This is a genomic window from Micromonospora sp. CNZ297 (assembly GCF_007827625.1).
In genome coordinates this window covers 300,710-324,220 of the sequence record NZ_VISU01000001.1, presented here as the reverse complement: position 1 = coordinate 324,220, position 23,511 = coordinate 300,710, and the positions used below count along the sequence as shown (strand labels likewise).

Annotated in this window: 20 protein-coding genes; 5 read left to right on the top strand and 15 right to left on the bottom strand. The window is 74.9% G+C overall.

All coding sequences use genetic code 11. The features are described 5' to 3' along the window. Positions 1 to 17 precede the first annotated feature (17 nt). A complete protein-coding gene (locus FB454_RS01490) occupies positions 18 to 1,235 on the bottom strand; it encodes a Dyp-type peroxidase (RefSeq protein ID WP_047890377.1) in 1,218 nt (405 codons plus the stop codon). Continuing rightward, positions 1,232 to 1,801, bottom strand: a complete 570-nt coding sequence (locus FB454_RS01485; RefSeq protein WP_123109396.1) for a copper chaperone PCu(A)C — start codon at positions 1,799 to 1,801, stop codon at positions 1,232 to 1,234. Before FB454_RS01485 ends, FB454_RS01490 begins: the two co-directional genes overlap by 4 nt. 229 nt (positions 1,802 to 2,030) lie before the next feature. On the opposite strand from FB454_RS01485, the gene FB454_RS01480 reads away from it, so the two are divergent. After that, a complete protein-coding gene (locus FB454_RS01480; protein WP_013286817.1) occupies positions 2,031 to 2,435 on the top strand; it encodes a Fur family transcriptional regulator in 405 nt (134 codons plus the stop codon). A gap of 38 nt (positions 2,436 to 2,473) precedes the next feature. Here FB454_RS01480 and FB454_RS01475 read toward each other — a convergent pair whose 3' ends face one another. The 6 genes from FB454_RS01475 to FB454_RS01450 form a co-directional block, all read right to left on the bottom strand. Next, complete coding sequence (locus tag FB454_RS01475; protein WP_013286816.1) at positions 2,474 to 2,866, bottom strand: SCO5389 family protein; 393 nt, start codon at positions 2,864 to 2,866, stop codon at positions 2,474 to 2,476. Positions 2,867 to 3,005: 139 nt separating this feature from the next. Then, a complete protein-coding gene (locus FB454_RS01470; RefSeq protein WP_145822329.1) occupies positions 3,006 to 8,471 on the bottom strand; it encodes an ATP-binding protein in 5,466 nt (1,821 codons plus the stop codon). 235 nt (positions 8,472 to 8,706) lie between these two features. After that, entirely contained in the window at positions 8,707 to 8,937 is a 231-nt protein-coding gene (locus FB454_RS01465; protein WP_013286814.1) for a DUF2188 domain-containing protein, read from the bottom strand. Positions 8,938 to 9,069: 132 nt separating this feature from the next. Continuing rightward, positions 9,070 to 10,449 carry an MBL fold metallo-hydrolase gene (locus FB454_RS01460; protein ID WP_013286813.1) on the bottom strand — a complete coding sequence of 460 codons (1,380 nt, stop codon included), beginning with the start codon at positions 10,447 to 10,449 and terminating at the stop codon, positions 9,070 to 9,072. 39 nt (positions 10,450 to 10,488) lie between these two features. Further along, complete coding sequence (locus FB454_RS01455) at positions 10,489 to 10,833, bottom strand: rhodanese-like domain-containing protein (RefSeq protein WP_047890381.1); 345 nt, start codon at positions 10,831 to 10,833, stop codon at positions 10,489 to 10,491. A gap of 50 nt (positions 10,834 to 10,883) precedes the next feature. Next, positions 10,884 to 11,198: a rhodanese-like domain-containing protein gene (locus FB454_RS01450; RefSeq protein WP_013286811.1), complete on the bottom strand. Its 315-nt coding sequence runs from the start codon at positions 11,196 to 11,198 to the stop codon at positions 10,884 to 10,886. Positions 11,199 to 11,392: 194 nt separating this feature from the next. Here FB454_RS01450 and FB454_RS01445 point away from each other — a divergent pair, with 194 nt between their 5' ends. Next, positions 11,393 to 12,043 (top strand): SAM-dependent methyltransferase, encoded by a 651-nt coding sequence (locus FB454_RS01445; RefSeq protein WP_145822328.1) that lies wholly within the window; start codon positions 11,393 to 11,395, stop codon positions 12,041 to 12,043. 12 nt (positions 12,044 to 12,055) lie between these two features. On the opposite strand, the gene FB454_RS01440 is transcribed toward FB454_RS01445, so the two are convergent. The 6 genes from FB454_RS01440 to FB454_RS01415 all read right to left on the bottom strand — a co-directional run bounded on the left by FB454_RS01440 (position 12,056) and on the right by FB454_RS01415 (position 18,122). Further along, positions 12,056 to 13,258, bottom strand: a complete 1,203-nt coding sequence (locus tag FB454_RS01440) for a sugar efflux transporter (RefSeq protein ID WP_221488058.1) — start codon at positions 13,256 to 13,258, stop codon at positions 12,056 to 12,058. 68 nt (positions 13,259 to 13,326) lie between these two features. Then, positions 13,327 to 13,632 carry a DUF2470 domain-containing protein gene (locus FB454_RS01435; RefSeq protein WP_083395218.1) on the bottom strand — a complete coding sequence of 102 codons (306 nt, stop codon included), beginning with the start codon at positions 13,630 to 13,632 and terminating at the stop codon, positions 13,327 to 13,329. Then, positions 13,629 to 15,167: a heme ABC transporter ATP-binding protein gene (locus FB454_RS01430; protein WP_013476449.1), complete on the bottom strand. Its 1,539-nt coding sequence runs from the start codon at positions 15,165 to 15,167 to the stop codon at positions 13,629 to 13,631. Before FB454_RS01430 ends, FB454_RS01435 begins: the two co-directional genes overlap by 4 nt. Further along, complete coding sequence (locus tag FB454_RS01425) at positions 15,164 to 16,267, bottom strand: FecCD family ABC transporter permease (RefSeq protein ID WP_030268495.1); 1,104 nt, start codon at positions 16,265 to 16,267, stop codon at positions 15,164 to 15,166. Before FB454_RS01425 ends, FB454_RS01430 begins: the two co-directional genes overlap by 4 nt. Further along, positions 16,264 to 17,298 (bottom strand): heme/hemin ABC transporter substrate-binding protein, encoded by a 1,035-nt coding sequence (locus FB454_RS01420; RefSeq protein WP_486485386.1) that lies wholly within the window; start codon positions 17,296 to 17,298, stop codon positions 16,264 to 16,266. Before FB454_RS01420 ends, FB454_RS01425 begins: the two co-directional genes overlap by 4 nt. Continuing rightward, positions 17,295 to 18,122 carry a neocarzinostatin apoprotein domain-containing protein gene (locus FB454_RS01415; protein WP_071094599.1) on the bottom strand — a complete coding sequence of 276 codons (828 nt, stop codon included), beginning with the start codon at positions 18,120 to 18,122 and terminating at the stop codon, positions 17,295 to 17,297. Before FB454_RS01415 ends, FB454_RS01420 begins: the two co-directional genes overlap by 4 nt. A gap of 193 nt (positions 18,123 to 18,315) precedes the next feature. Here FB454_RS01415 and FB454_RS01410 point away from each other — a divergent pair, with 193 nt between their 5' ends. The 3 genes from FB454_RS01410 to FB454_RS01400 all read left to right on the top strand — a co-directional run bounded on the left by FB454_RS01410 (position 18,316) and on the right by FB454_RS01400 (position 21,916). Further along, positions 18,316 to 19,809 carry an HtaA domain-containing protein gene (locus FB454_RS01410; RefSeq protein ID WP_013286803.1) on the top strand — a complete coding sequence of 498 codons (1,494 nt, stop codon included), beginning with the start codon at positions 18,316 to 18,318 and terminating at the stop codon, positions 19,807 to 19,809. A 92-nt stretch (positions 19,810 to 19,901) separates the two neighbouring features. Next, positions 19,902 to 21,017, top strand: a complete 1,116-nt coding sequence (locus FB454_RS01405; RefSeq protein ID WP_013286802.1) for a WxL protein peptidoglycan domain-containing protein — start codon at positions 19,902 to 19,904, stop codon at positions 21,015 to 21,017. Next, positions 21,014 to 21,916, top strand: a complete 903-nt coding sequence (locus FB454_RS01400; RefSeq protein WP_013286801.1) for a hypothetical protein — start codon at positions 21,014 to 21,016, stop codon at positions 21,914 to 21,916. The genes FB454_RS01405 and FB454_RS01400 overlap by 4 nt, the downstream gene beginning before the upstream one ends. Here FB454_RS01400 and FB454_RS01395 read toward each other — a convergent pair. Then, complete coding sequence (locus FB454_RS01395; RefSeq protein WP_030268500.1) at positions 21,913 to 23,487, bottom strand: FMN-binding glutamate synthase family protein; 1,575 nt, start codon at positions 23,485 to 23,487, stop codon at positions 21,913 to 21,915. The genes FB454_RS01400 and FB454_RS01395 overlap by 4 nt on opposite strands. Positions 23,488 to 23,511: the final 24 nt, after the last annotated feature.

Here is a 23,511-nt window from a genome sequence, read left to right as displayed (position 1 = left end):
GCGCCTTCCTGTGGTGGTCAGCCGAGCAGTTGCGAGCCGATCCAGCCGCCCTCGGGGCAGCCGGGCGGTACGGCGAACACGGCGGAGCCGATCGGGGTGGTCCACTCGTTGAGCAGGTCGCGCTCGGCGAGCCGGCGCTGGACGGGCAGGAACTGCCGGGCGATGTCGGCCTGGTACGAGGCGAAGACGAGCCCGCTGTCCGCGGTCCCCTCCGGGGTCGGCACGCCGTCGTAGTTGTACGGCCGGCGCAGGATCTTCTGCCGGTCGTCGGTGACGCGGGCGCGGGTCAGGTGCGAGAAGTCGGGGATCACGGTGAGCCCGTCCGGGCCGAGCGCGGCGAAGTCCGGCTCGTCGTGTTCGGCCCGGCCGGTCAGCGGCGCGCCGGTGTCGATGCGCCGCCCCACGGCGAGTTCCCGGTCGGCGCGGCCCAGCAGGTCCCAGGTCTCCAGGTTCATGCTGATCCGCCGCACCACGAGCGTGGTCGAGTCCCGCAGCCAGTCCGGTCCGTCGGTCACCCACACCGCGGTGTCCGCGGGCGTGCCGGGCTTGGGGTTGGCGGTGCCGTCGAGCTGCCCGAACAGGTTGCGCTGGGTACGCCCCGGCTCGGCGCCGGCCGCCCGGCGGAAGCCCTGCTGCACCCAGCGGACGGCGGCGAACGGACGGCTGTCCTTGACCAGGACCCGCTGGGCGTGGGCGACGGTGAGCGGGTCGTCGGCGCAGATCTGGAGCAGCAGGTCCCCGCCGGACCAGCGGGGTTGCAGGCGGTCGATGCCGAACGCGGGTAGCTCGGCCACCGAGGCGGGCCGCCGGTCGTCGAGCCCGGCGGCGGCGTAGAGCCCGGGGCCGAAGCCGAACGTGACGGTCAGCCGGGCCGGCAGGAGGCTCAGTTCCGGCTCGGTGTCGGCCAGCGCGGGGCGGCCCTGGGTGAGCCGGGCCGCGTCGTCGGAGAGCAGCCGCAGCATCCGCCCGAGCGCCGCCCGGTCGGTGCCGGGACGCAGCGTGAACGCGACGAACGCCGCGTGCGCCTGCGGGTCGGTGGTGACCCCGGACTGCCGGACGCCGTGGAACGGCTCGACCGCGCTGCCGACCTGGGCCACCGGGACGGCGTCGCCGGGGCGTACCCCGGGAGTGCCGGAACGGACGGCGGTGAGGGCGCCGGCGCCGGCCAGCGCGCCCCCGGCGGCCATCGCGCCTCCGGTGAGCAGGCCGCGCCGGCTCACCCGCCTGCCGGTCATGACGCCGGGCTCGGGCCGTGGCCGGGCGCGTAGCTCTCCTGGGCGCCGGTGAACGGCTTCGCCACGGCGGTGAACGTCTGGGTCCGGCCGTCGGCGAAGGTGAGCGTGATGTCGAGCTGGTCGCCGGGGCGCACCGGGCGGGTCAGGTCCATCAGCATCAGGTGGTCGCCGCCGGGTTCCAGGGCGGCCTGGGAGCGGGCGGCGACCACGACGCCGCCCTGCTTCTGCCGCATCGCCATCTTCCCGTCGGTCATGGCCATCTCGTGGATCTCGGCCCGGGACACGTCGGTGGTCACGCCGGTGATCGTGACGTCGGTGTCGCCGTCGTTGGCGAGCGTGGCGAACGCGGCGGTCATGCCCTTGTCGGCGGCCTTCACCCACGGGTCGCGGACGGTGAGCACGCCCGCCGCCGCGCCCGCCGCCGCGCTCGCCGACGCCGAGGCGGACGCCGACGTGGCGGCGGACGGCGTGCCGGAGGATCCGCAGGCGGTGACCGACGCGGCGAGCACGGCGGCGCCGATCAGGGCCGCCGGGCGCAGGAATCGGCGGCTGGTGGTGCTGGGCATGACGTCGTCCCCTCGAAGATCCGGTGTTCGTACCGTTTGTCGGCGCGGTACGCCGGATAGTTCCGGCCGGGGCGGTCGGGCATGTCACACCCCGGGCGGCGGGCCGTCACGGACCCGGGATGGGCGGTGCGCCCGGAAGGCATAATGGTTCCGGGTGTCACGTGGCGCGCCGGGCGCGGCCGCGGCCGGACGAGGGTGCCGGGCGGGCGCCCGGACGAGGGAGGCGACGGTGACCCAGGCGACGACCGGGGCGACCCGCAACACCCGTCAGCGCGCCGAGGTGCTGGCGCTGCTGCGGGAGTTGGACGGCTTCCACAGCGCGCAGCAGCTGCACCAGATGCTCGTCCAGCGGCAGGCGAAGGTCGGCCTCACCACGGTGTACCGGACGCTCCAGATGCTCGTCGACAACGGCGAGATCGACTCGGCGCGGCTGCCCGGCGGCGAGCACCTCTACCGGCGGTGCAGCCAGAGCCGCCATCACCACCACCTGGTCTGCCGCCGCTGCGGCCGGGCCGTGGAGGTGGCCGGCCCGGCCGTGGAGCGGTGGGCCGACCAGGTCGCCGCGCAGCACGGCTTCACCGACGTCGGGCACACCCTGGAGATCTTCGGCACCTGCGACCGCTGCGCCGCCTGAGCCGCCGCGGGCGGTGACCCGCCCGCGGCGCGTCGCCGTCAGCAGTTGCGCAGTGCCGGTGACTGGTTCAGCAACTGGCCGCGGCTGGAGGTGAACCGGCGGTACGCCTCGGAGCCGGCCGCGCCGGGGCGGAACGCCGCCACCCGGTGGCAGTTCTGGAACGCCAACGTCACCCCGAAGTGCCGTTCCAGGCCGGCGCGGATCGCGTCGCTGGCCATCGCGCGCAGCAGTTGCCCGCGCTCGGCGTCGCCCGGCGGCGGCACCACGTTGTCGGCGAACTCGGCGTCGGACGCGGCCAGGTCGGCGGCCACCCGGCTGACCGTCTCCCAGGCGTACGGCAGGGAGTCGCGGACGCAGGCGACGAACGCCTCCTCGTCCACGGGACCGGTCTCGGCGGCGTGCAGCAGGGCGGGCGGAACGGTGAGCGACATGGATCCTCCGTCATCGCTAACGAACACGGTTTCCATTACCGATTGAGCACACCATGCGGCGGCAGGCCCGTCAAGGACCGGCGCACGCGAAACGGCGGGCGGACCCGAAGGCCCGCCCGCCGCCCGGCGGTGCAACGTGTCAGCGCAGGCGCGCCTCGATCGCCTCGATGACGCGGGGACGCAGCTCGGCGGCGCGGATCACCGCGTCGACCGAACCGACCTCGACCGCCCGCTGGATGCTGTGCACCCGGTCGAACTCGGCGGCCACCTCGCCCAGCTTCTCCGCCCGCACCGACGAGCGCAGCTCGTCCAGCTCGGCGGTGAGCGCCGCCCGCTCGGTGCCGGCCGCGGCGGTGACCTTCGCCTCCAGGTCGCGTACCCGGGGATCGGCGGCCGTACGGGCGGCGACCTCGCCGGCGAACACCACGGCGGCGGCGGGCGCGCCACCGAGCACCGAGGCGAACGACCCCTCGATCGCCAGCACCGTCATGTCCGGGTTGAGTGCCTTGGAGAACACCACGAACGCGCCGCCGTGGTAGCGCGAGATCACGCAGAACACGATCGGGCCGCGGAAGTTGACGATCGCCCGGCCGATCTCCGCGCCGTACTCCAGTTGCAGCTTGCGCATCGACTCGGGCGAACCGTCGAAGCCGGAGAGGTTGGCGAGCACGACCAGCGGCCGGTTGCCGCTGGCCGCGTTGATCGCCCGCGCGGCCTTCTTCGACGAGCGCGGGAACAGCGTGCCCGCGGTGTACGTGTCCGGGCCGTCGGTGGGCGGGAAGCCGTGCCGGGGCACCGAGCGGGACTCGATGCCGAGCAGGCACACCGGGATGCCGCCGAGGTGCACGTCCTGCACCACAGCCGTCTCCGCGTCGGCCATGCCGGCCCACCGCTCCAGCACCGGGTGGTCCTGGTCGGCGAGCGCCCGCATCACGGTACGGATGTCGAACGGCTTCTTCCGGTCCGGGTTCGCGGTGGCGGAGAAGATCTCGCCCACCGTGGCGAAGTCGCTGCCGGCCACCGCGTGCGGGTAGCCGCAGATGTCCCGGTCCACCGGGTCCATCGTGACGGCCCGGCGCGGCGCGTCCTCGCCCGGCGCGACGTACGTGTGGTCGTAGTGCGCCATCAGCACGTCCCGCGCGGCCGGCAGGCTCGGCGCCCAGTACTGCGCCTGCCCGTTCGGGCCCATCACCCGGTCGTAGCCGCCGATGCCGAAGTTGTCCTCGGCCGAGACACCGCCGGAGAAGTCGAGCGACTGCTTGCCGGTGAGCACCATCGCCGAGTCCGGCGTCATGACCAGCACGCCCTTGGTGTGCATGAGCATCGTCGCCTCGGCGTTCCAGTACGGCTGGGCGCCGACGTTGATGCCCGCCACCACGATGTTGATCTCACCGCCGTCCTGGGTGAACTCGACGATGCGCTTGAGCGCCGCGGCCACCCAGTCCATGTTCTCGGTGCCGGAGGTCATCGAGATGCGGGCGCCGGCGCTCAACGCGTACCACTCCAGCGGCACGCCCATCCGCTGCGCGAGGTCCAGCGCGGCGATCACCCGCCGGCACTCCGGCTCGGACAGCGCGCCGAGGGACTTGGTCGGGTCGCCGAGCAGCACCACCCGGGTCACGCCCTGCGGGTGCCGCGGTGTCGGCGTGGTCACCACACCGGCCACGATCGCCGCGGTGTTGCGGCCCTTCGGCCGGTCCACCGGCACCAGCGCGTGACCGGCGTCCAGGTCGTGCTCGACGAAGTCGCCCAGCAGGCCGGTCAGCTCGTACGGGTACACCGTGTTGCGGCCGGCCGCCCGCAGCACCTTCAACCGGTAGTCGTCAAGCGGCTCGACCGGCTCGGCCGGCGGCTCGCCCACCGTCAGCTGCGCGTGCCCTGTGACGTCGAACGTGATCCGCACGCCGACCTTCGTCAGCTCGCCGGTACGGCGGTCGCGCTGCCGGGCGATGAACAGGATCTCCTCCAGCTCGGCGCCCACAGTGGTCGGGCGTACCCGGCCGGCGATCAGCTCCATCTCCTCGCGGGTCAGCTCGCTCGGCGGCCACACGTAGACGACGATCCGGTTGGTCGGGAACCGCGACTTCGACGGCCGCCGCGACTGCGCCCGGCGGATCGAGTCGATGCAGGCCGCCACCGTGTCCTCGGTGGTCGGCAGCGCCACCAGGCGGCCGTCCTGATCCCGCAGCTCGGTCAGGTCACGTACCTGCGCGAACGCGACCAGCCGCTGGTCGGACGGGTTCTGCCGGGCGACCGCCTGGAACAGGTAGACCTCCTCGTCCAGCGAGGGCAGCCGGGTCAAGTCGAACTCGCGCAGCCGTTCCAGTTGCATCCGCTGCGCGATGTACGGGTGCAGGCCGCGGATCAGCCGCTCCTCGGCCATCCCGCCGCCCTCGGCCGGACGGAATGTGACGTGGTGGTGCATCACCGCGCCGCCGCGCCCGGCGACGGTGGTGGTGAGTCGGCGTACCTGCTGCGGCAGCGGGTGTGCGTTCACCACGTCCAGCAGCGCGGCGGCGGCGGCGTCCAGGTCCTCGGGCTGGTTCTCCCAGGCCAGGTAGACGTCCGCGTCGACGGCCTCGCAGTCCCGGGCCACCTCGGCCAGGCCGCGCAGCGCGTCGCCGAGCGCGTCGAAGCGGACGGCGGCCGAGACGACACTCGACCCGTCCCGCCCGGCCACCACGAACGTGCAGCCACCGGCGGTGCGGGTGCGGACCTCGGTGAGCGCCTTGTTGCCGTAGTACCGGCGGGTCAGCACCTCCAGCATGGCCGCGTTGTCCAGGTCGTTGCGGACCAGGCGCTGACCGAGCAGCCGGACCAGCGGCTCGGTGCTGCGCACCATCTCGGCGATCCGCCCGGCGCGGTCCGGCGCGTCCGGCTGCGCGTCGAGGTGCCGCAGGTGGGTGCGGACCTGGGCGTAGACCCGGGCCCGGTTGCGGCGCAGCAGCGGCTGGGCGAACCAGGCGAACACCACGCCCCGGGCCAGGTCGGCGACCACCGGGAAGCGGACCTGGGTGGCCGCGACGAGGCGTTCCAGCGTGAGACCGGCCGGCTCGCGCAGCGCCTCGTCCGGCGGCGGCTCGCGCAGCCAGGAGCGCAGCAGCGCGGCGATCACCGCGGCGTCCGCGGCGGCCCGCTGCTGGGCCAGGAAGATCCGGAAGACCGCGGCCTCCAGCTCGGGCGAGCGGTCCAGCTCGGTGACGCCGTAGTGGGCGAGCGCCTTGGCCAGGCGGGCCCGGAACGACTCCGGGGAACCGGCCCGCTCGACGTCGAGGCTCTGCAGGTAGGTGTGGAAGTACTCGCGGGCGCTGTGCACGTGCCCGCCCGGCCCGTCGTCGCCGCCGGGCCGGTTACGGCTCAGCTCGGCCAGGTCGGCGAAGACGTTCACCAGTTCCAGTTCCTCGGCCAGCGGCCGGTGCCCGGCCTCCGTGGCCGCCCGCCGCGCGTCCAGGTAGTCGTCGAGCACCCGGCGCTCGTCGTGCGGGTCCACGTCGTAGCCGAGCAGCAGCGAGCAGAGGTCCTCCTGGCCGCGTTCGGCGCGGGACCGCGCGGGCACGTCGGCGGGCGCGGTGGGCAGGTCCAGCTCGACAGCCGGTCCGGCCGGCCCGGCGGCCGCCTCGGCGTCGTCCTCCGCGACCGGCTCCAGGCGCAGCAGCGGCGCCCCGGCCTCCACCTGGGTGCCCACCGCCACCGACGACTCCTTGAGGCGGGCCCGGAACGGCGCCCGCAGCACCGTCTCCATCTTCATCGCCTCCAGCACCAGCACCGGCGCGCCGGCCTCGACCTCCGCGCCGACCTGAAGCGGCGTGGCGACCACCAGCGCCGGCATGGGGGAGCGCAGCACGCCGCCCTCGTCGCGGCTGACCCGGTGCGTCACGCCGTCCACCTCGACCAGGTGCACCGGGCCGTGAGTGTCGGTGAGCAGGCGGAACCGGGCGCCATTGACGGCGATCTGACCGGTGTGCCGGTCGAAGCGGTCCAGCTCGACGTCGGCGGTGCGCACGTCGCCACCGGCCTCGACACCGACCCGGAACCGGTGCGCGCCGACCCGGGCCACCCGCATCCGGTAGGTCACGCCGCGCAGCTTCAGGTCCAGCGGCCGGCCGCTGCGGTGCTGCACCTGCGGGCGTCCACCGGCCGCGGTGGACAGCAGCCGCTGCCGTTCGGCGGTCTCGTCCTCCTCGTACGCCTCGATCGCGGCTGCCGCCAGCGCGACGGCGGAGTGCCGGTGCGCGACCAGGCGGCCCTCGCCGCGCACCCGGTCGATCCAGCCGGTGTCCGCGCTGGCGTCGATCACCTCGGGCTGGTCGAGCAGGTCGAGCACGAAGCTCTTGTTCGTCGCGCCGCCGGCGATGACCACAATGGTGTTCGCCATCGCCCGGCGCAGGCGGCCCAGCGCCTCGTCCCGGTCCCGGCCGTACGCGATGATCTTCGCGATCATGGAGTCGAAGTCGGCCGGGATGGTGTCGCCCTCGCTGACCCCGGTGTCGACCCGGATACCCGGCCCGGCGGGCAGGTCGAGTCGGGTGATCCGGCCGGGGGAGGGCGCGAAGTCGCGGTCCGGGTCCTCGGCGTTGAGCCGGGCCTCGATCGCGTGGCCGCGCTCGACCGGCGGCTCGCCGGTGAGCCGGCCGCCGCCGGCCACGTGCAGCTGCGCCTTGACCAGGTCGAACCCGGTGGTGGACTCGGTGATCGGGTGCTCGACCTGCAGGCGCGTGTTGACCTCCAGGAACGCGAACAGCCGGTCGCCCGGGTGGTAGAGGAACTCGACTGTGGCCGCGCCCCGGTAGCCGACGGCGACCGCCAGCCGCTCCGCCGACGCCTTCAGCTCCGCGGTCTGCTCCGGGCTGAGCACTGGCGACGCGGACTCCTCGATCACCTTCTGGTTGCGCCGCTGCACCGAGCAGTCCCGTACGCCGAGCGCCCACGCGGTGCCCTGGCCGTCGGCGATCACCTGGACCTCGACGTGCCGGGCGCCGGTGACCAGGCGCTCCAGGAACACCACGCCGCTGCCGAACGCGCGAGCCGCCTCCTGGCTGGTGCGCTCGTAGGCGTCGGCCAGCTCGGCGTCGCTGCGGATCACCCGGATGCCGCGCCCGCCGCCACCGGCGGTCGCCTTGAGCATCAGCGGGTAGCCGATCGAGGCCGCCGCGCGCAGCGCGTCGTCCAGACTCTCCACCGCGCCGCGGCTCCACGGCGCGACCGGCACGCCGACCTCCTCGGCGATCAGCTTCGCGCCGATCTTGTCGCCGAGCTTGCGCATGGCGTCCGGGCTCGGTCCGACGAACGTCAGGCCGATCTTCTCGCACAGTTCGGCGAACGCCGGGTCCTCGGCCACGAAACCCCAGCCCACCCACGCGGCGTCCGCGCCGGTCTCGACCAGCGCGCGCTCCAGGGCCTTGAGGTCGAGGTACGGGCGGGCCGACGCGGGGCCCAGGTCGTAGGCGACGTCCGCCTCGCGGACGAAGGTGGCGGTACGGTCGACGTCGGTGTACAGCGCGACGGTCTCGATCCGGCTGCCGGTCTCCGCGGCCAGTTCCCGGACCGCGTGGATGAGCCGCATCGCGGCCTCACCACGGTTGACGATGGCGACACGGGTGAACACGTGACCGTCCCCTTCGGTTGACCCACGGTGGCGCGCCGGGCGCGGCGATGCCCCCGGCTCGCCTCACCTTTCCGCCTATGCGCGGGCGGCGCCATGTCGTAACGGCCGAAGCCTGAGCGGGGACCGTTGTAGGAACCGAACAAAAGTTTTTAGCCAGCCACTCACTACCCGCCGGTACGCGATACGGCGCCGGACCCGCTCGGGTCCGGCGCCGTACATCGCCTGCGCTGCGTGCTCAGCCCGGGATCTCCCGGGGGTCGCGGCTGCGGGGGTACGTGTTCTTCTCGCCGATCGTGCCGTCCTGCTTCTTGATCACGTGCTCGGCGCCGCGCTCGGCCGCCATCTCCCGGCCGGCCGCCTCGGCCTCCGCCTTGGTGTCGTGGCGGCTGGTCGCGCGCTCGTTGCCCTCCGGGCGGTTCTTCCACTGCCCGTCCTGCTGGTAGGTGTCGATGTCGCCCTTCGCCATGCCGTCAGCTCCCTCGTTCGCGTGTCCGATGACAAATGTCTGCCCATGCGAGGGGAGTGCTAATCCTGGCGGCGCGATCGGACGGTCCGGGCCGGGCGGGGGAGGGGCCCCAACCCGGGCCGGACCGGTGGGTCACGCGGCGGCGTGCAGGCCCTGCCAGGCGCCGTAGCCGCCGAGCAGATCGGACACGTCGGCGTGACCGGCGTTGCGCAGCAGGCTGGCGGCCACCGAGGAGCGGTAGCCGCCGGCGCAGTGCACGACGACGGGGCGGTCGGTGGGCACCTCGCCGAGGCGGTGGGTCAGCTCGGCCAGCGGGATGTGCCGGGAGCCGTCCACCGCGCCCTGCTCCCGCTCGCCGGCGTTGCGGACGTCCAGCACCACCGGCGCGTCCGGACCGTCGAGGGCCGCGCGCAGCTCGGTGGCGGTGACCCGGCTGGCCCGGGTCATCTCGGCGACCATCTCCAGGAAGGCGCCCTCGGGTTCGCGCAGGTAGCCGATCACCCGGTCGAAGCCGATCCGGGCGAGGCGGACGACGATCTCCTCCTCCCGGTCCTGCGGGGCCACCACGAGCACCGGCCGGTCGGGCGCCACGACACTGCCGGCGGTCTCGGCGAACCGGCCGTCGGCCGGGACGTTGAGCGCGCCGCGCAGGTGCCCGGTCGCGTACTCCTGCGGGTCGCGGGCGTCGACCACGACGGCGCCGTCGGCCCGGGCGGCCAGGAACTCGGCCGGGGTGAGTGGGCGGGCCGGCCGGGCGTGGTCGAACAGCTCACGCGCCTTGCGGTTGAGCACCGCGTCGAAGGCGAAGTAACCCGGCGCGGCCGGCTGCCCGCCGGTGACCAGGGCGAGGAAGCGCTCCTCGCTCATCGGCGCGCAGGCGTAGTTGGTGCGGCGCTGCTCGCCGATGGTGGACTGCCGCTCGGTGGACAGGTTCTTGCCGCAGGCCGAGCCGGCGCCGTGGGCGGGGAAGACGCGCACCTCGTCGGGCAGGCCCATCAGCTTGTGCTGCACGCTGTCGTAGAGCATGCGGCCGAGTTCCTCGGCGGTCACGCCGAACGAGGCGAGCAGGTCGGGCCGGCCCACGTCGCCGATGAACAGCGCGTCGCCGGTCAGCACGCCGTACGGGACCGGGTCGTCGGCGCGTTCGTAGACCAGGATGCTGATCGACTCGGGCGTGTGGCCCGGGGTCTCCATGATCTCCAGCGTCACGTCGCCGAGGCTGATCCGTTCGCCGTCGGCGAGCTTGCGGCTCGGGTACTCGGTCTCGGCCCGGCTCCCGTAGCCGATCCACGCGCCGGTCGCGGCGGCCACCTCCAGATGCCCGGCGAGGAAGTCGGCGTGGAAGTGGGTGTTGACGACCCCCTCGATCGTCAGGCCGTGCGCCTTGGCGTCGGTGAGGTATTCGTCGATGTCCCGGCGCGGGTCGACGAGCACGGCCCGGCCGGTGCGGTCGTCGGCGATCAGGTACGAGGCCTGGGACAGGCAGTCGAGGTAGTACTGGGTGAACAACATCGGCCGTGCTCCTTCTCCTGGTGATGGACGGGCGTCTGCTCAGGCCACGTGGCCCGGCCTGCCGCCCTTGGCTCGTACCGCCAGCCCGGCGTTCGTCCACGCCCGCATGCCGCCGGTCAGGTCGTGCACCTCGTGGCCTGCCGCGGCGAGCAGCTTGGCTGCCCGTCGCGACCGCGCGCCGGAGCGGCAGACGGTCACCACGGGCCGGTCCGCCGGCACCTCGGACAGCCGGCCCGCGAGCTGGCCGAGCGGGATGTGCCGGGCGCCGGGGGCGTGTCCGGCCCGCCACTCGGCCGGCTCGCGGACGTCGAGCAGCAGCGCGCCCGCGCCGGACAGCGCCGCCGCCTCCGCCGGGGTGACCCGGGCGACGCGGGGGCCGAGCAGGCGGCGGAGGAAGCCGGTGCGCGGAGCGGCTGCCGTCTCCGGCCGGCCGGTCACGGCCGGCTGCCAGCGGTGACCGGGCGGCCCGAGCGCACCCAGGCGGAGGTGCCGCCGGCCACCGACAGGGCGGTGATGCCGGCGCGTTCCAGCAGCTCGGCGCCGACCCGGCTCCGTCCGCCGGCCTCGCAGATCACGTAGACGGGGCCGGTGCGCGGCACCTGCGCCATCTGGGTGGCCAGGTGGCCCAGCGGCACACAACGGGCACCCGGGACGTGTCCGCCGAGGTACTCGGCGGTCTCCCGGACGTCGATGACAGTCGCCCCGTCGGCGTGGGCGGTGGCGAACGTGGTCACGTCGACCTCGTGCATGGGCGTTCTCCTTCCGGATCCGTATACCCCCGGGGGTATCTGCTCTCGACGGTAGCGCAGCGTCCGGCCGCCCGCCACCCCCCGCTCGTCAGGTGTGCTCGTTTGCCGGAACGGCAAGGTTCCTTGCTGTCCGATCGGCGGCGGCGCACGATGGCGTGACCGGACGGGAGACGGCCGGCGGCGAGGAGGCAGACATGACGGGGCACCACCACGAGCAGCCGGCGGCGGACACCGACCCGGCCCGGTTCTGGGACGAGCGGTACGGCCAGCGGGACCGGATCTGGAGCGGCCGGGTGAACCCGGTCCTCGCCGAGGTCGCCGGCGCGCTGCCGCCCGGCACCGTGCTCGACCTGGGCTCCGGTGAGGGCGGCGACGCGGTGTGGCTCGCGTCGAAGGGATGGCGGGTCACCGCCGTGGACATCTCGTCCGTCGCGCTGGACCGGCTCACCGTCGAGGCCGAGCGGGCCGGGGTGGCGGACCGGATCACCACCGTCCGGCACGACCTGACCCAGGGCTTCCCGCCCGGCCGGTACGACCTGGTGTCCGCGCAGTTCTTCCAGTCGCCGCTGGTCCTGCCCCGGGAGACGGTGCTGCCCCCGGCGGCCGAGGCGGTCGCGCCCGGCGGCCGGCTGCTCGTTGTCGAGCACGGCGCGCCGCCGCCCTGGGCCGGGCCCGACACCGGCCACCACCGGTTCGCCAGCCCGGAGGAGATCCTGGCCGCGATGAACCTCGACCCGGACGGCTGGGACACCGAGCGGCTCGGCGCGGCGCGCCGTACCGCCACCGGCCCGGACGGCCGGACCGGCGAGCTGATCGACCACGTGGTGCTGGTGCGGCGCCGCTGACCGCCGGGCCGGTCAGGCCCGCGCGTGCGGCCGGGTCAGCAGCAGCACCAGCAGCCCGGCCGCGCACAGCGCGGTGCTCATTCCGTACGCCCACCGGTAGCCGACCTGCGCGGAGAGCCCGAGCAGCGGACCGGCGAGCATGGCGCCGATCGGGAACGTGTTGGTGAACAGCGTGGTGGCCCGGCCCGGCTCGCCCGGCAGCAGATCCTGCACGTAGGCGATGCCGACACCGGACACCGCGGCGATGAACAGCGCGTTCACCGGCTGCGCGAGCAACAGGACCGCCACGCCCGGCGCCGTCGCGGCGGTCGCGTAGTAGGCGACCCCGCAGGCGCCGCCGACCAGGATCAGCGGCCGCAGCCGGACCCGCGCGGTCAGTGCGCCCAGCCCGAGCATCAGCGGGATCTCCAGCGCCGCGCACAGGCCCAGCACCAGCCCGGCGCGGGAGGGGTCGTCGTTCAGTTCGGCGTCGATGAACAGCGGCAGCGCCTGCACGGCGAGCGTCAGCGGGCACTGGAGCAGGACGAACGCGAGCGCCGTCAGCGCCAGCCGCAGCCGGGACGCGCCGGGCGGGGCGGGCACCGCGCCGTCCGGATCGCCGGGGACCGGCCGCGCCGGCAGCGGCAGCTCCTCCAGCCGGAACGCGGCCACCAGCGCGGCCAGCGCGTACATGACGGCGGCCATGCCGTAGACCAGGCGGAAGCCGCCGACGTCGAGCAGCACCGCGGCCAGCGCCGGCCCGGCCACCCAGGCCAGCGAGAACACGGTACGCATGAGGCTGACGCCGAACGCGGCCCGCCCCGGATCGTCCCTGTCGAACAGCGCCCGGGTGTACGCGAACGACTGCGGGAACAGCGAGTTCGCCAGCGCGGTGGCTGTCGCGGTCAGCCCCAGCAGGATCCAGTAGTCCCGGACGTACGCGGTCGTCCCCGCGCCCACCACACCGGCCAGCGCGGCGCCGACCAGCAGCGCGCGCCGGATCGGCAGGCGGTCCGACAGCCGGCCGATCAGCGCGGAGGCGACCACCCCGGACAGCGGGGCGACGACCAGGAACACGGTCACCCGTAACGGACTGGCGTGGACCTCGCGGTCGAGGAACAGCGACAGGAACGGCAGCACCACGGCGGTGGACAGACCGACGGTCAGGAAGACCACGCCCAGCGGGAGCAGCCGGAATCGGCCGGCGCGCACCGCCGGCCTCGTGTCCACAGCCATGCGGCGGACTGTACGCCGCGGCGGTGCGGCAGCCGACCGGGTTTCCGCAGCCCGGACGGTCCCGGTGCTCAGCCGGCCGGCCGGGGCGGTACGCCGGCCCGCTCGCAGGCCTCCCGGTACATGCGCACCACCTCCCGGCGGATCTGCGCCCGTTCGGCGAGCCGGTGGGCGAACGGGACGCGCACCGGGACCTCCGTGCCGCCGACCGTGACGGCGAAGTCGATGCCGTCGGCGTCCAGGCCGGTGGTGCGGGCCGCGGTGGCGTCCGGCCGGCCGCCGAGCGTACGGCAGATCAGCAGCGCGTCCCCGGCGTGGTCGTCGTTCATGTGCCGGCTGACGGCGGCGACCACCTCCGGCGGGAAACCGGCGCTCACGCGGCGCCCTCCCGGCCGCTCGCCGCCACCAGGCGACCCAGGTCGGTGAAGACCGCGATGTTGTGCTCGTACGCCACCAGCACCTCGTCGCGCAGCGCGGCCCGGCCGGCCTCGTCCAGCGCGAGCGCGTCCAGCCTCGCCCGGTAGGCGTCCTTGTACGACTTCGGGTCGCTGATCCCCGGGAACGTGTAGAACGACGCCCCGGCCTCCTCGGTCACCCCGTAGTACCGGGCCACGCAGCGCCCGATGTGCCGCCCGCCGGACAGGTCGCCGAGATAGCGGATGTAGTGGTGCGCGATGAACCGCTCGGGCGATCCGGCGCAGGCCGAGGTGATCCGCGCGGCGTACGCGACAGCGGCCGGAACAGGCTCCATCACCTCGCGCCAGCGCGGGCCGAGCAGGAACCGCAGGTCGGCGGCGAGCGCGGGCAGCCGGGTCAGCGCGTCGTCGACGAACGGGCCGGCCAGCGGGTCGTCGCGCATCGTGTCCGCCACGCCCTCCAGCGCCGCGTAGATGCCGTGGTGCGCGACGACGAGCGCGGTGTAGCCGGCGACGTCGAGTTCACCGGCGGTGAGCGCGGAGACGTACCGCTGGGACTCGGCGCTCCGGTGCGCGTCGCGTGTCTCGGCGCGCAGCCGGGCCGCGAACGTCTGTGTATCCATCTGCTGTCTCTCCTCGTCGGCTGACGGTCCTGCGGGCCGGCCGCGTCGGGGCACGATCAGCGGCAGCTCGTCACGGGGGTGGGGGACGACGTCGATGTCGTACCGGTAGACCTCGCTGAGCAGCGGGGCGGTGAGCACCTCGCGCGGTGTCCCGGCGGCGCGGACGCGTCCGTCGCCGAGCAGGGTCACGGTGTCCGCGTACGCCCCGGTCAGCGTCAGGTCGTGCAGCACCACGACCACGGCGTCCCCGGCGCGGGCCCGCTCCCGGGCGATGCGCATGACCAGTTCCTGGTGCCGCAGGTCGAGCGCGGCGGTCGGCTCGTCGAGCAGCAGCGTGGTGGCCCGCTGCGCCAGGACCCGGGCCAGCGCGGCGCGGGCCTGCTCGCCACCGGACAGCGCGGGGTACGGCCGGGCCGCGAAACGGGCGACGTCGCAGCGTTCGAGCACGTCGGCGACGACGGCGTCGTCCTGTTCCCGCTCCGGCCGCCCCGCCCACGGCGCCCGGCCCATCCGCACCACCTCCCCGACCGTGAACGGGAAGCTCAGCGTGTTGCGCTGGGTGAGCACGGCGCGGCGCCAGGCCAGCTCCACCGGGCTCCACGACTCGCGGGGCAGCCCGTCGACCTCGATCCGGCCGGCGGCGGCCGGCACGTCACCGCTGATCGCGCCGAGCAGCGTCGACTTCCCGGCGCCGTTCGGCCCGACCAGGGCGTGCACCTCGCCGGCGCGTACCTGAAGGTCGATCCCGTCGAGCACGGTCCGGCCGGCGCGCTCGACGCGCAGCCCGGCCACCCGGATCCGGAGGTGCCCGGCGGGCGCCGGGCGCGGCGGCCGGGCGGCGGCGAACCGGCGCGGCGTACGTGGGAGGCTCATCCCCAGCCTCCGGCCCGGTCGCGGGTGCGGCGCAGCAGCCAGAAGAACGCCGGGCCGCCGATGACCGCGGTGAGCACGCCGAGGGGCAGCTCCTGGTGCTCGACGAGGGTACGCGCCGCGAGGTCGGCGCCGATCACCACGACGGCCCCGCCGAGCGCGCTGGCGATCAGCAGCACCCGGTGGCCCGGTCCGGCGACCATCCGGATCAGGTGCGGCACGACCAGTCCGACGAAGCTGATGATGCCGGTGAACGCGACAGCGGCGGCGCCGAGAAGCGCGGTGACGACGATCAGCCGCAGCCGCAGGCGTTCGACGTTCACGCCGAGGTGCCGGGCGGCGGGTTCGCCGAGGGCGAGCAGGTCGAGGCGGCGCGCGTCGGCGCAGGCGACGGCGAGCCCGGCGAGCAGGCACGGCGCGGCGAGACCCACGGCCGTCCAGCTGGCCTGGGCGAGGCTGCCGAGGTTCCAGAACGCGATGGCCTGCACGCCGGACTGGTCGGTGACGAACATGAGCAGCCCGATCACCGAGCCGGCGACCGCGTTGACGGCGACGCCGGTCAGGACCAGCGTCACCACCTCGGTCCGGCCCCCGGAGCGGGCCAGCGCGTACACCAGGTAGGTGGTGGCGAGGCCGCCGGCGAAGGCGGCGAGCGGCACGGTCCATCCGCCCAGGACGGTGACGCCGGTGACGATGGCCAGGGCGGCGCCGACGGCCGCGCCGGCCGACACCCCGATGACGCCGGGCTCGGCGAGCGGGTTGCCGAAGACGCCCTGCATGACCGCGCCCGCGCAGCCGAGGGCGGCGCCGACGACGGCCGCCAGCAGCACCCGGGGGAAGCGGACGATCCAGAGCGCGTTCTCGCCCTGCGCCGCCGACGGCAGCGGACCGAGGTCCAGCCCGAGGCGGTGCAGCACGGAGCCGAGCACCTCGGCGGGGGAGATCGCCACCTGGCCGCGCCCGGCGGCCAGCAGGGCGACGAGCACGAGGGCGACGCCGAGCCCGGCCACCAGCACGGTGCCCCGCCGGCCGGGGGACCGGGGCGCGCCGGTGACCGTCGCCGGGGCGGCGGCGGGCGCGGGCCGCTTCCGTAGCGTGGTCACGACGGGTCCTCGCAGGAGTAGACGGCGCGGGCCAGCGCCTGGACGACCCGGCCGGAGCGGACGCCGAAGGTGAGCAGCGTGCCGTCGGCCATGTCGACGACGCGCCGGTTCGCCCCGGCCGGCGTCTGCGCCACGCCGGGCAGCTTCACCAGGCCGTCGACGCCGCCGACGGAGGCGAGCCCGGCGCTCATCACCAGGATCACGTCGGGCGCGGCGTTGATGAGGCCCTCGCTGGTCAGCGGACGGAACCTGGACAGCCCGGCGACGCTGCCGGCGTCGACGCCGCCGATCGCCTCGATCATCGCGTCGGACCCGGCGCCCCGGCCGCCGATCAGGTACACCCCGGCGGTGCCGCGCAGGTAGAGGAACGCGATCCGTGGCGCTCGGCCCGCCGGGGCGGTACGCCGGGCTTCGGCGGTCTCGCTCTGCACGCGGGTCACCAGCCGCTCCCCGGCCCCGGGTACGCCGAGCGCCGCCGCGACCGCGCGGATGTGGGCCGGTACGCCGTCGAGGGTCGGCTCGGCGCGTACCTGGACGACCGGGACACCGGCGGCGCGGAGCTGGCGCAGCACCTCGGGCGGTCCGACGCCGTCGTCGACGAGCACGACGCTCGGGTCGAGGTCGAGCACCGCCTCGGCGGAGAGGTCGTGCCCGCCCGGGGTGACCACCGGCAGGTGCGCGGCGGCGGGGAACGTGGTCGAGGTGTCCCGCCCGATGACGTTGCCGCCCAGGCCGAGGCCGAAGACGATCTCGGCGATCGAGCCGTGCAGGTTCACCGGGAGGATGCGGCTGACGTCGTCCACAGTCACCGTCGTGCCGTCGCCGGAGCGTACGGTGGCCGGCAGCGCTGGTGTGGGCGCCGGGCGGACCGGGTCGACGTCGGCGTCGTCCACCGTGGCGGTGACCGGCCCGCAGCCGGCGGCGGACGGCGTACCCGATCGGCCCGGCGCGGCGCAGCCGGTCGCCGCCATGGTCACCGCGAGCAGCGCGACGAGCGGTCCCCGGCCTGGTCGCGGGTGCGGGCGGCTCACCGGCCGGCACCGCGACGGCGCCGCCACCCGCCGAGGCCGAGCAGGACGGCCAGGGCCAGTGCGGCGGCCATCACCCCGGCGGTCCATCCGCGTCCGGCCCCGGAGGTGTCGCTGACCCGCGTGACGTGGAGGTCGGAGGCCGCGGCCTGCGACGGCGCCCCGGCCCCGGTCGCGGCGCCCGTCACCCCTGCCGCCCCCGCTGCGGCCGGCGCGCTGCCGGAGGCGGCCGGGGCCGGTGCGTCCTGCGCGGTGGTGGTCCGGGGCGCGGCGGCGGGCGTGGTCGCCTTCGGCGCCGGGCCGGCCTTCGGCGGGGCGCTCGTGGCGCCGGCGGCGAACGTGACCGGCACCCGTACGTCCTGGGACCGGTCGGAGGCCCGGGTGTGGTCGGCGCGGGTGACGACCGCGCAGCGCCGGACGGTGCAGTCGACGTCGCCGATGGTGGGGGTCACCTTGACCGTCACCGAGAAGGAGCCGCCCGGGCCGTACGGCTTCGGCAGGCCCTCGGCGTAGGCGGGCGGGTTCGACGAGATCCACTGCGAGGCGCCCAGGCTGCCGGTGGTGTCGGCGCCGCCGCCGCACGGGGTGGCCGCCACGCCCGGTCCGTTGTCGACGCAGTACGCGACGTAGATGCCCTTGTCGACGTCGTAGCCGCGCCCGGAGACGGACACGGTGGCGCCCGAGCGGCTCAGGCCGGTGCTCGGGGTGACGGTGAGCTTCTGACCGCCGCTGCCGGTGGCGGTGCCAGCGTGGGCCGGCGCGGGCGTGGCGACGACGGCGGCGGTGAGTAGAACGGTGGTCAGGATGGTGCGGCGCCGTGCTCGCATCGGGCTCCTCACACGACAGGTCCGGCCGGGTGCACCGACCGGGCAACAACTTAGGTTTGGCTAACCTAAGCGGCAAACCCGCAGGTGGCAAGGGGTCCGTTCGGTTGAAGATCTTGGGACGCTTCGCGGATCACCCGATGATATTAGGTTTGCCTAACCTAATGTCTTCGCTTCCCCTCCCGAGAGGAACAGCATGTTCAGATCCAGAGCCGGAGCCCTCCGGTCGATGCGCTGGGCGGCGGTGCTCGCCCTCGGCGTGTCGAGTGCGCTCGTGGGCGCCGGACCCGCCTCGGCGGCCGAGGCCGAGATCACCAGTGGCAGCCTGACCTGGGGTTTCAAGGCCAGCTTCCGCAACTACGTCAAGGCCGGCAACGGGGATCCGCCGATCGCTGTCAGCAACGGCGCCACTGTCAACGCCGACGGCACGTTCACGTTCCCGTCGACCGGCGGCACGCACGACGCCGCCGCCGGTACGACCAACGCCACGTACGGCGGCACAGTGGTGTTCTCGTACCCGGCGCACCTGCTGACCATCACGCTGGCCAACCCGACCGTCGCCGTCTCCGGCGGCACCGCCTCGCTGAAGGCGGACGTCGACCTGGCCACCACGATGACCGAGCCGGTCTCGGTGAAGCAGGCCACCGTCGCCACCCTCACCGGCAGTCCCGCCGCCAGCGGGAACACGGTGACCGGCAGCAACCTCGCCGCGGCGCTCACCAGCGTGGGAGCCGGCGCCTTCAACGGCTTCTACGCCGCCGGTGAGGCGCTGGACCCGGTGTCGTTCACGTTCACCACGGCAGGCGGCACCGCGCCCGCCACCCCGGCGGTGACCGTCGACCCGGCCCAGGGTCTCGACCCCGCCGGCGCGACTGTCACCGTACGCGGCACCGGCTTCGACCCGGACTTCAACAACGGGGCCGGCATCTACGTCTCGTTCGGACCGAAGGTCGACGAGCACTGGGCCAACGCCGGCGTCCTCCAGGTCACCAAGTGGGTCAACAAGACCAACGAGCCGACCGACGCCCGGGACCGGATGGCCGCCGACGGCAGCTTCACCACGACGCTGCCGATCAGCGCCGTCTACACCGACCGCAACGGCGACGAGGTGGACTGCACCGAGGTGCAGTGCTACGTCATCACGTTCGCCGCCCGCGGTTCGGCCGACCGCCGCCAGGACACGTTCACCCCGATCACCTTCACCCGGACCGGGGCGGGCGGGAACTCGGCCCAGCAGCGGATCACCAGCACCGTGACCGGCGGTCCGCTCAGCCTGAGCGTCGCCGGCGCGACAGTCGCCCTGCCGCCGGTCGGCAAGGGCGAGTACGCCCGGGCGCCGCTGAACACGGCCACGGTGGCCGACCTGCGCGGCGCCGGCACCGGCTGGAGCCTGGTCGGACAGGTCTCCGAATTCACCTCCGCCGCCGGTGGCGTCATCGCCGGGAACTACCTCGGCTGGGCGCCGACGGCGAGCGTGGTGGACGACCCGCTGGGCGGCACGACCGGTGCCGTCACCCCGGGCGCGGTGGCCGCTCCCGGCGCCGGTCTCGGTGAGGCCCGGGCCCTGTGCACGGCCGGAGCCGGGACCAGCAACGGCGTCTTCGCCTGCGGCGCCGAGCTCAACCTCGGTGTGCCGGCGTCCGCCGCGGCGGGTGACTACGTCGCCACGCTCACCCTGACCCTCTCCTGATTCACCGACCGGGTCGGACCTGGTGGGGCGCGGGCACGTCGCCCGTGCCCCACCAGCCGCCTCCCGGCGACCACCTCGCAGCGGAGCACGGAATGCCCCTCCTCACGCCCTCCACCCGCACCCCGCGGCGGCGCACGCCCGGCCCGGCCGCGCGGTTCGGCGCCGCGCTCGCCGCCGTGCTGCTCGCGGTGCTGCTCGGGCCGCCGGCCGCCGGCGAGGCCGCCCCCCGGCCCGCACCGTCCGCCGACCCCGGTGCCGTCCGCTGGGCGGTCCAGCCGTCCGGGCCCGGCGGGCCGACCGGGCGCAACTACTTCACGTACGACCTGGCGCCCGGCGACAGCGTCACCGACCACGTCGGCGTCACCAACCTCGGTGACCGACCGCTCACCTTCGCGGTGTACGGCACCGACGCGTACACCACCACCGACGGCGCCTTCGCGCTGCTGCCCTCCGACCGGGCCGCCACCGACGTCGGCGCCTGGATCGGCGTCGAGCGGCGAAGCTGGACCGTCCAGCCCGGCAGGCGCGCGGACATCCCGTTCCGCCTCACGGTGCCGCGCAACGCCACGCCGGGCGACCACACCGGCGGCGTGATCGCCGCGGTCGCCCAGGACGGCGTGACCGCCGACGGGCAGCGGGTCCGGCTCGACCAGCGGATCGCCGCCCGGCTCTACCTCCGTGTGGCCGGCGAGGTCCGCCCCGCCGTGACTGTCGAATCGGTACGCGTCGGCTACGACACCCCGCTCAACCCGATCGGCCGCGCCGACCTCACAGTCACCTACCGGATCCGCAACAGCGGCAACGTCCGCGTCGGCGGCACCGGCGCGGTGGTCGTCGCCGGCCCCGGTGGCTGGACGCTGTCCCGGACCAGCCCGGTCGACCTGCCGGAGCTGCTGCCCGGCGCCGAGTTCACTGTCACCGAGCGGGTCACCGGGGTGCCGCCCGCGCTGCGGCTGACCGCGACAGTCGACCTCGCACCCACCACCGTCGACACCGCGCTGCCCCCGGTGCAGCGCACCGCGAGCGTGTGGGCGCCGCCCTGGCTGCTGATCGCCGCACTGGCGGCCGCCGGAGCCTGGCTCTACCTGCGTCGCCGTCGTCGCCGTCCCACCTCGGCCGCTGCCGCCGGGCCGGCGGATGCGTCCAGGGCCCCCGTCGCGGGGACGGCCGAACCCCCGGCGGGCGGCGCGGCGGCCGGTGCCCGGTGACCCCGGTCCTGCCGGCCGCCGCCGCGATCCTCGCGCTGGCCGCGCCGGCCCCGGCGCCGCCGTACACCCCGGACGGCACCGCCGTCGCCGCCCCGGCCGCGCCCTCGTCCACTGCGGCCTCCGCGGCGCCGCGGCCCGCTGTCGTCGTGCCGTCCGGCCCGCTGACTGTCGGGCAGCGGGTCACCGTCACGCTGCGCGGCTGGCCGGCCGGCCCGGTCCACCTCACGGTCTGCGGCAACGACGCCCACCGGGGCGCGCTCGACTGCGCCAACGAGCAGGCCACCACCGTCCAGGTGCCGGCGGGCACGACGGCGGTGCCGATCGTGCTGGCGGCACCGCCCGTCGCCTGTCCCTGCGTACTGCGCGCGCATGCCCTGACCGGCACCGTCCAGGCCACCGCCGCGCTGCCGGTCAGCGGCGTGACCGCCGCCCCGGCGCCCGCGCCGGCCGCCACGCCGCGACTGCACCTCGACGACCTGCGCGTCGCCGGCCGCCGCCCGCTGCGGGAATGGTTCGGGCTGCCCGAGACGCTCACCGTACGCGTCGCGCTGCGCAACCCCGGCCCGGCCGACGTGGTCGACCCGACGTTCACGCTGCTGTTCGGCCGGCCCGGACGGGCGCACACCATCGTCGCCGCCCCGCCCCTGGGCACCATCGGCGCCGGGCAGGTCCGGACGTACGAGATCCCGGTGCCGGTGGACGTCGCCGTGCTCGGGGCACACGAACTCCACGGCCGCGTCGACCTGCCGGAACGGCCGGTGGCGTTCGTGATCGAGACCAGCCGCCACCCCTGGGGACTGCTCGGTGCGGCGGCGGTCCTGGTGGTGGCGCCGGTCGTGCTCCGGCCGCGCCCGCCGCGCCGCCGGGGCCGGCACCGCACCGGCGAGGGAACCGGCTAGCCGACGGCGGTGGGGGAGGGCGGCGCGCTGCCGCCCTGCGGCGCCTCGGCCGTCATCAGCCGCACGATCTCCGCCCGGTCGGCTGCCGACGGCATCCCCCACTCCGGCCGGTAGCCGAACGCCCGGTCCAGGGGGATCGACGAGGTCCGGCCGTCGAGGATCTCCACCGCGTCGGTGCCGATCAGCCCGGGATGCTCGACGCCGCACGCCTCGGCCACCTTGACCAGGTCGCGGCGCAGCGTACGGATGTAGTTCGCGGCCCGCACCGACTTGCGGGCCGGGTCCAGACCCCGGGCCAGCCACGCGTTCTGCGTGGCGACGCCGGTCGGGCAGGTGTCGGTGTGGCACTTCTGCGCCTGGATGCAGCCGATCGCCAGCATCGCCTCCCGCCCGACGTTGACCATGTCGGCGCCGAGCGCGAACGCCACCACCGCGTTGTCCGGCAGGCCGAGCTTGCCGGCGCCGACGAACACCACGCTCTCGTGCAGGTCGCGTTCGGCGAAGGTGCGGTAGACCCGGGAGAAGCCCTGCTGGAACGGCAGCGAGACCGAGTCGCTGAAGATCAGCGGCGCGGCGCCGGTGCCGCCCTCGCCCCCGTCGACAGTCACGAAGTCCACGCCGCGCCCGGTGTCGCGCATCAGCGTGGCCATCTCCTCCCAGAACCCGAGGTCACCGACGGCGGACTTGATGCCGACCGGCAGGCCGGTCTCGGCGGCGAGCAGCTCCACCCAGTCGAGCAGACTGTCGCAGTCGGAGAACTCGGCGTGCCGGGACGGGCTGACGCAGTCCCGCCCGGCCGGGATGCCCCGGGTGGCGGCGATCTCGGCGGAGACCTTCGCCGCCGGCAGCAGGCCGCCGAGGCTCGGCTTGGCGCCCTGACTGAGCTTGATCTCCAGCGCGCGTACCGGCGCCGACGCCACCAGGTCCTTGAGCCGTTCCAGGCTGAACCGGCCCTGCTCGTCGCGGCAGCCGAAGTACGCGGTGCCGAGCTGGAAGACCAGCTCACCGCCGTTGCGGTGGTACGGCGACAGCCCGCCCTCGCCGGTGTTGTGCAGGCAGCCGGCCAGTGCGGCGCCCCGGTTGAGCGCCTCCACCGCGTTGCCGGACAGCGAACCGAAGCTCATCCCGGAGATGTTCACCACCGACTCCGGCCGGAACGCCTGCGCCCGGCCGCGCGCCGCGCCGAGCACCTTGGCGCAGGGCAGCGTCACGTCGTGCCCGGCGGTCGGCGTCGACGGCGGTACCGCCCGGCCGAACGTACGGTGCTTGATGATCGGATAGCCGGAGGTGTGCTCGATGTCGTTGTCGGTGCCGAAACCGAAGTAGTTGTTCTCCTGCTTGGCCGAGGCGTACACCCAGCGCCGCTGGTCGCGGGTGAACGGCCGCTCCTCGTCGTTGCCGGCCACGATGTACTGCCGCAGCTCCGGGCCGATCGACTCGATCAGGTACCGCGCCCGGCCCAGCACGGGGAAGTTGCGGCGCAGCGCGTGGTCGCGTTGCAGCAGGTCCCGGGCCGCCAGCGCGGCGACGGCGGCGACGGCTGCGGGTACGGCTCTTCTCGCCCAGCTCATCCCGCCACTCTTTCCGGCCCGGCA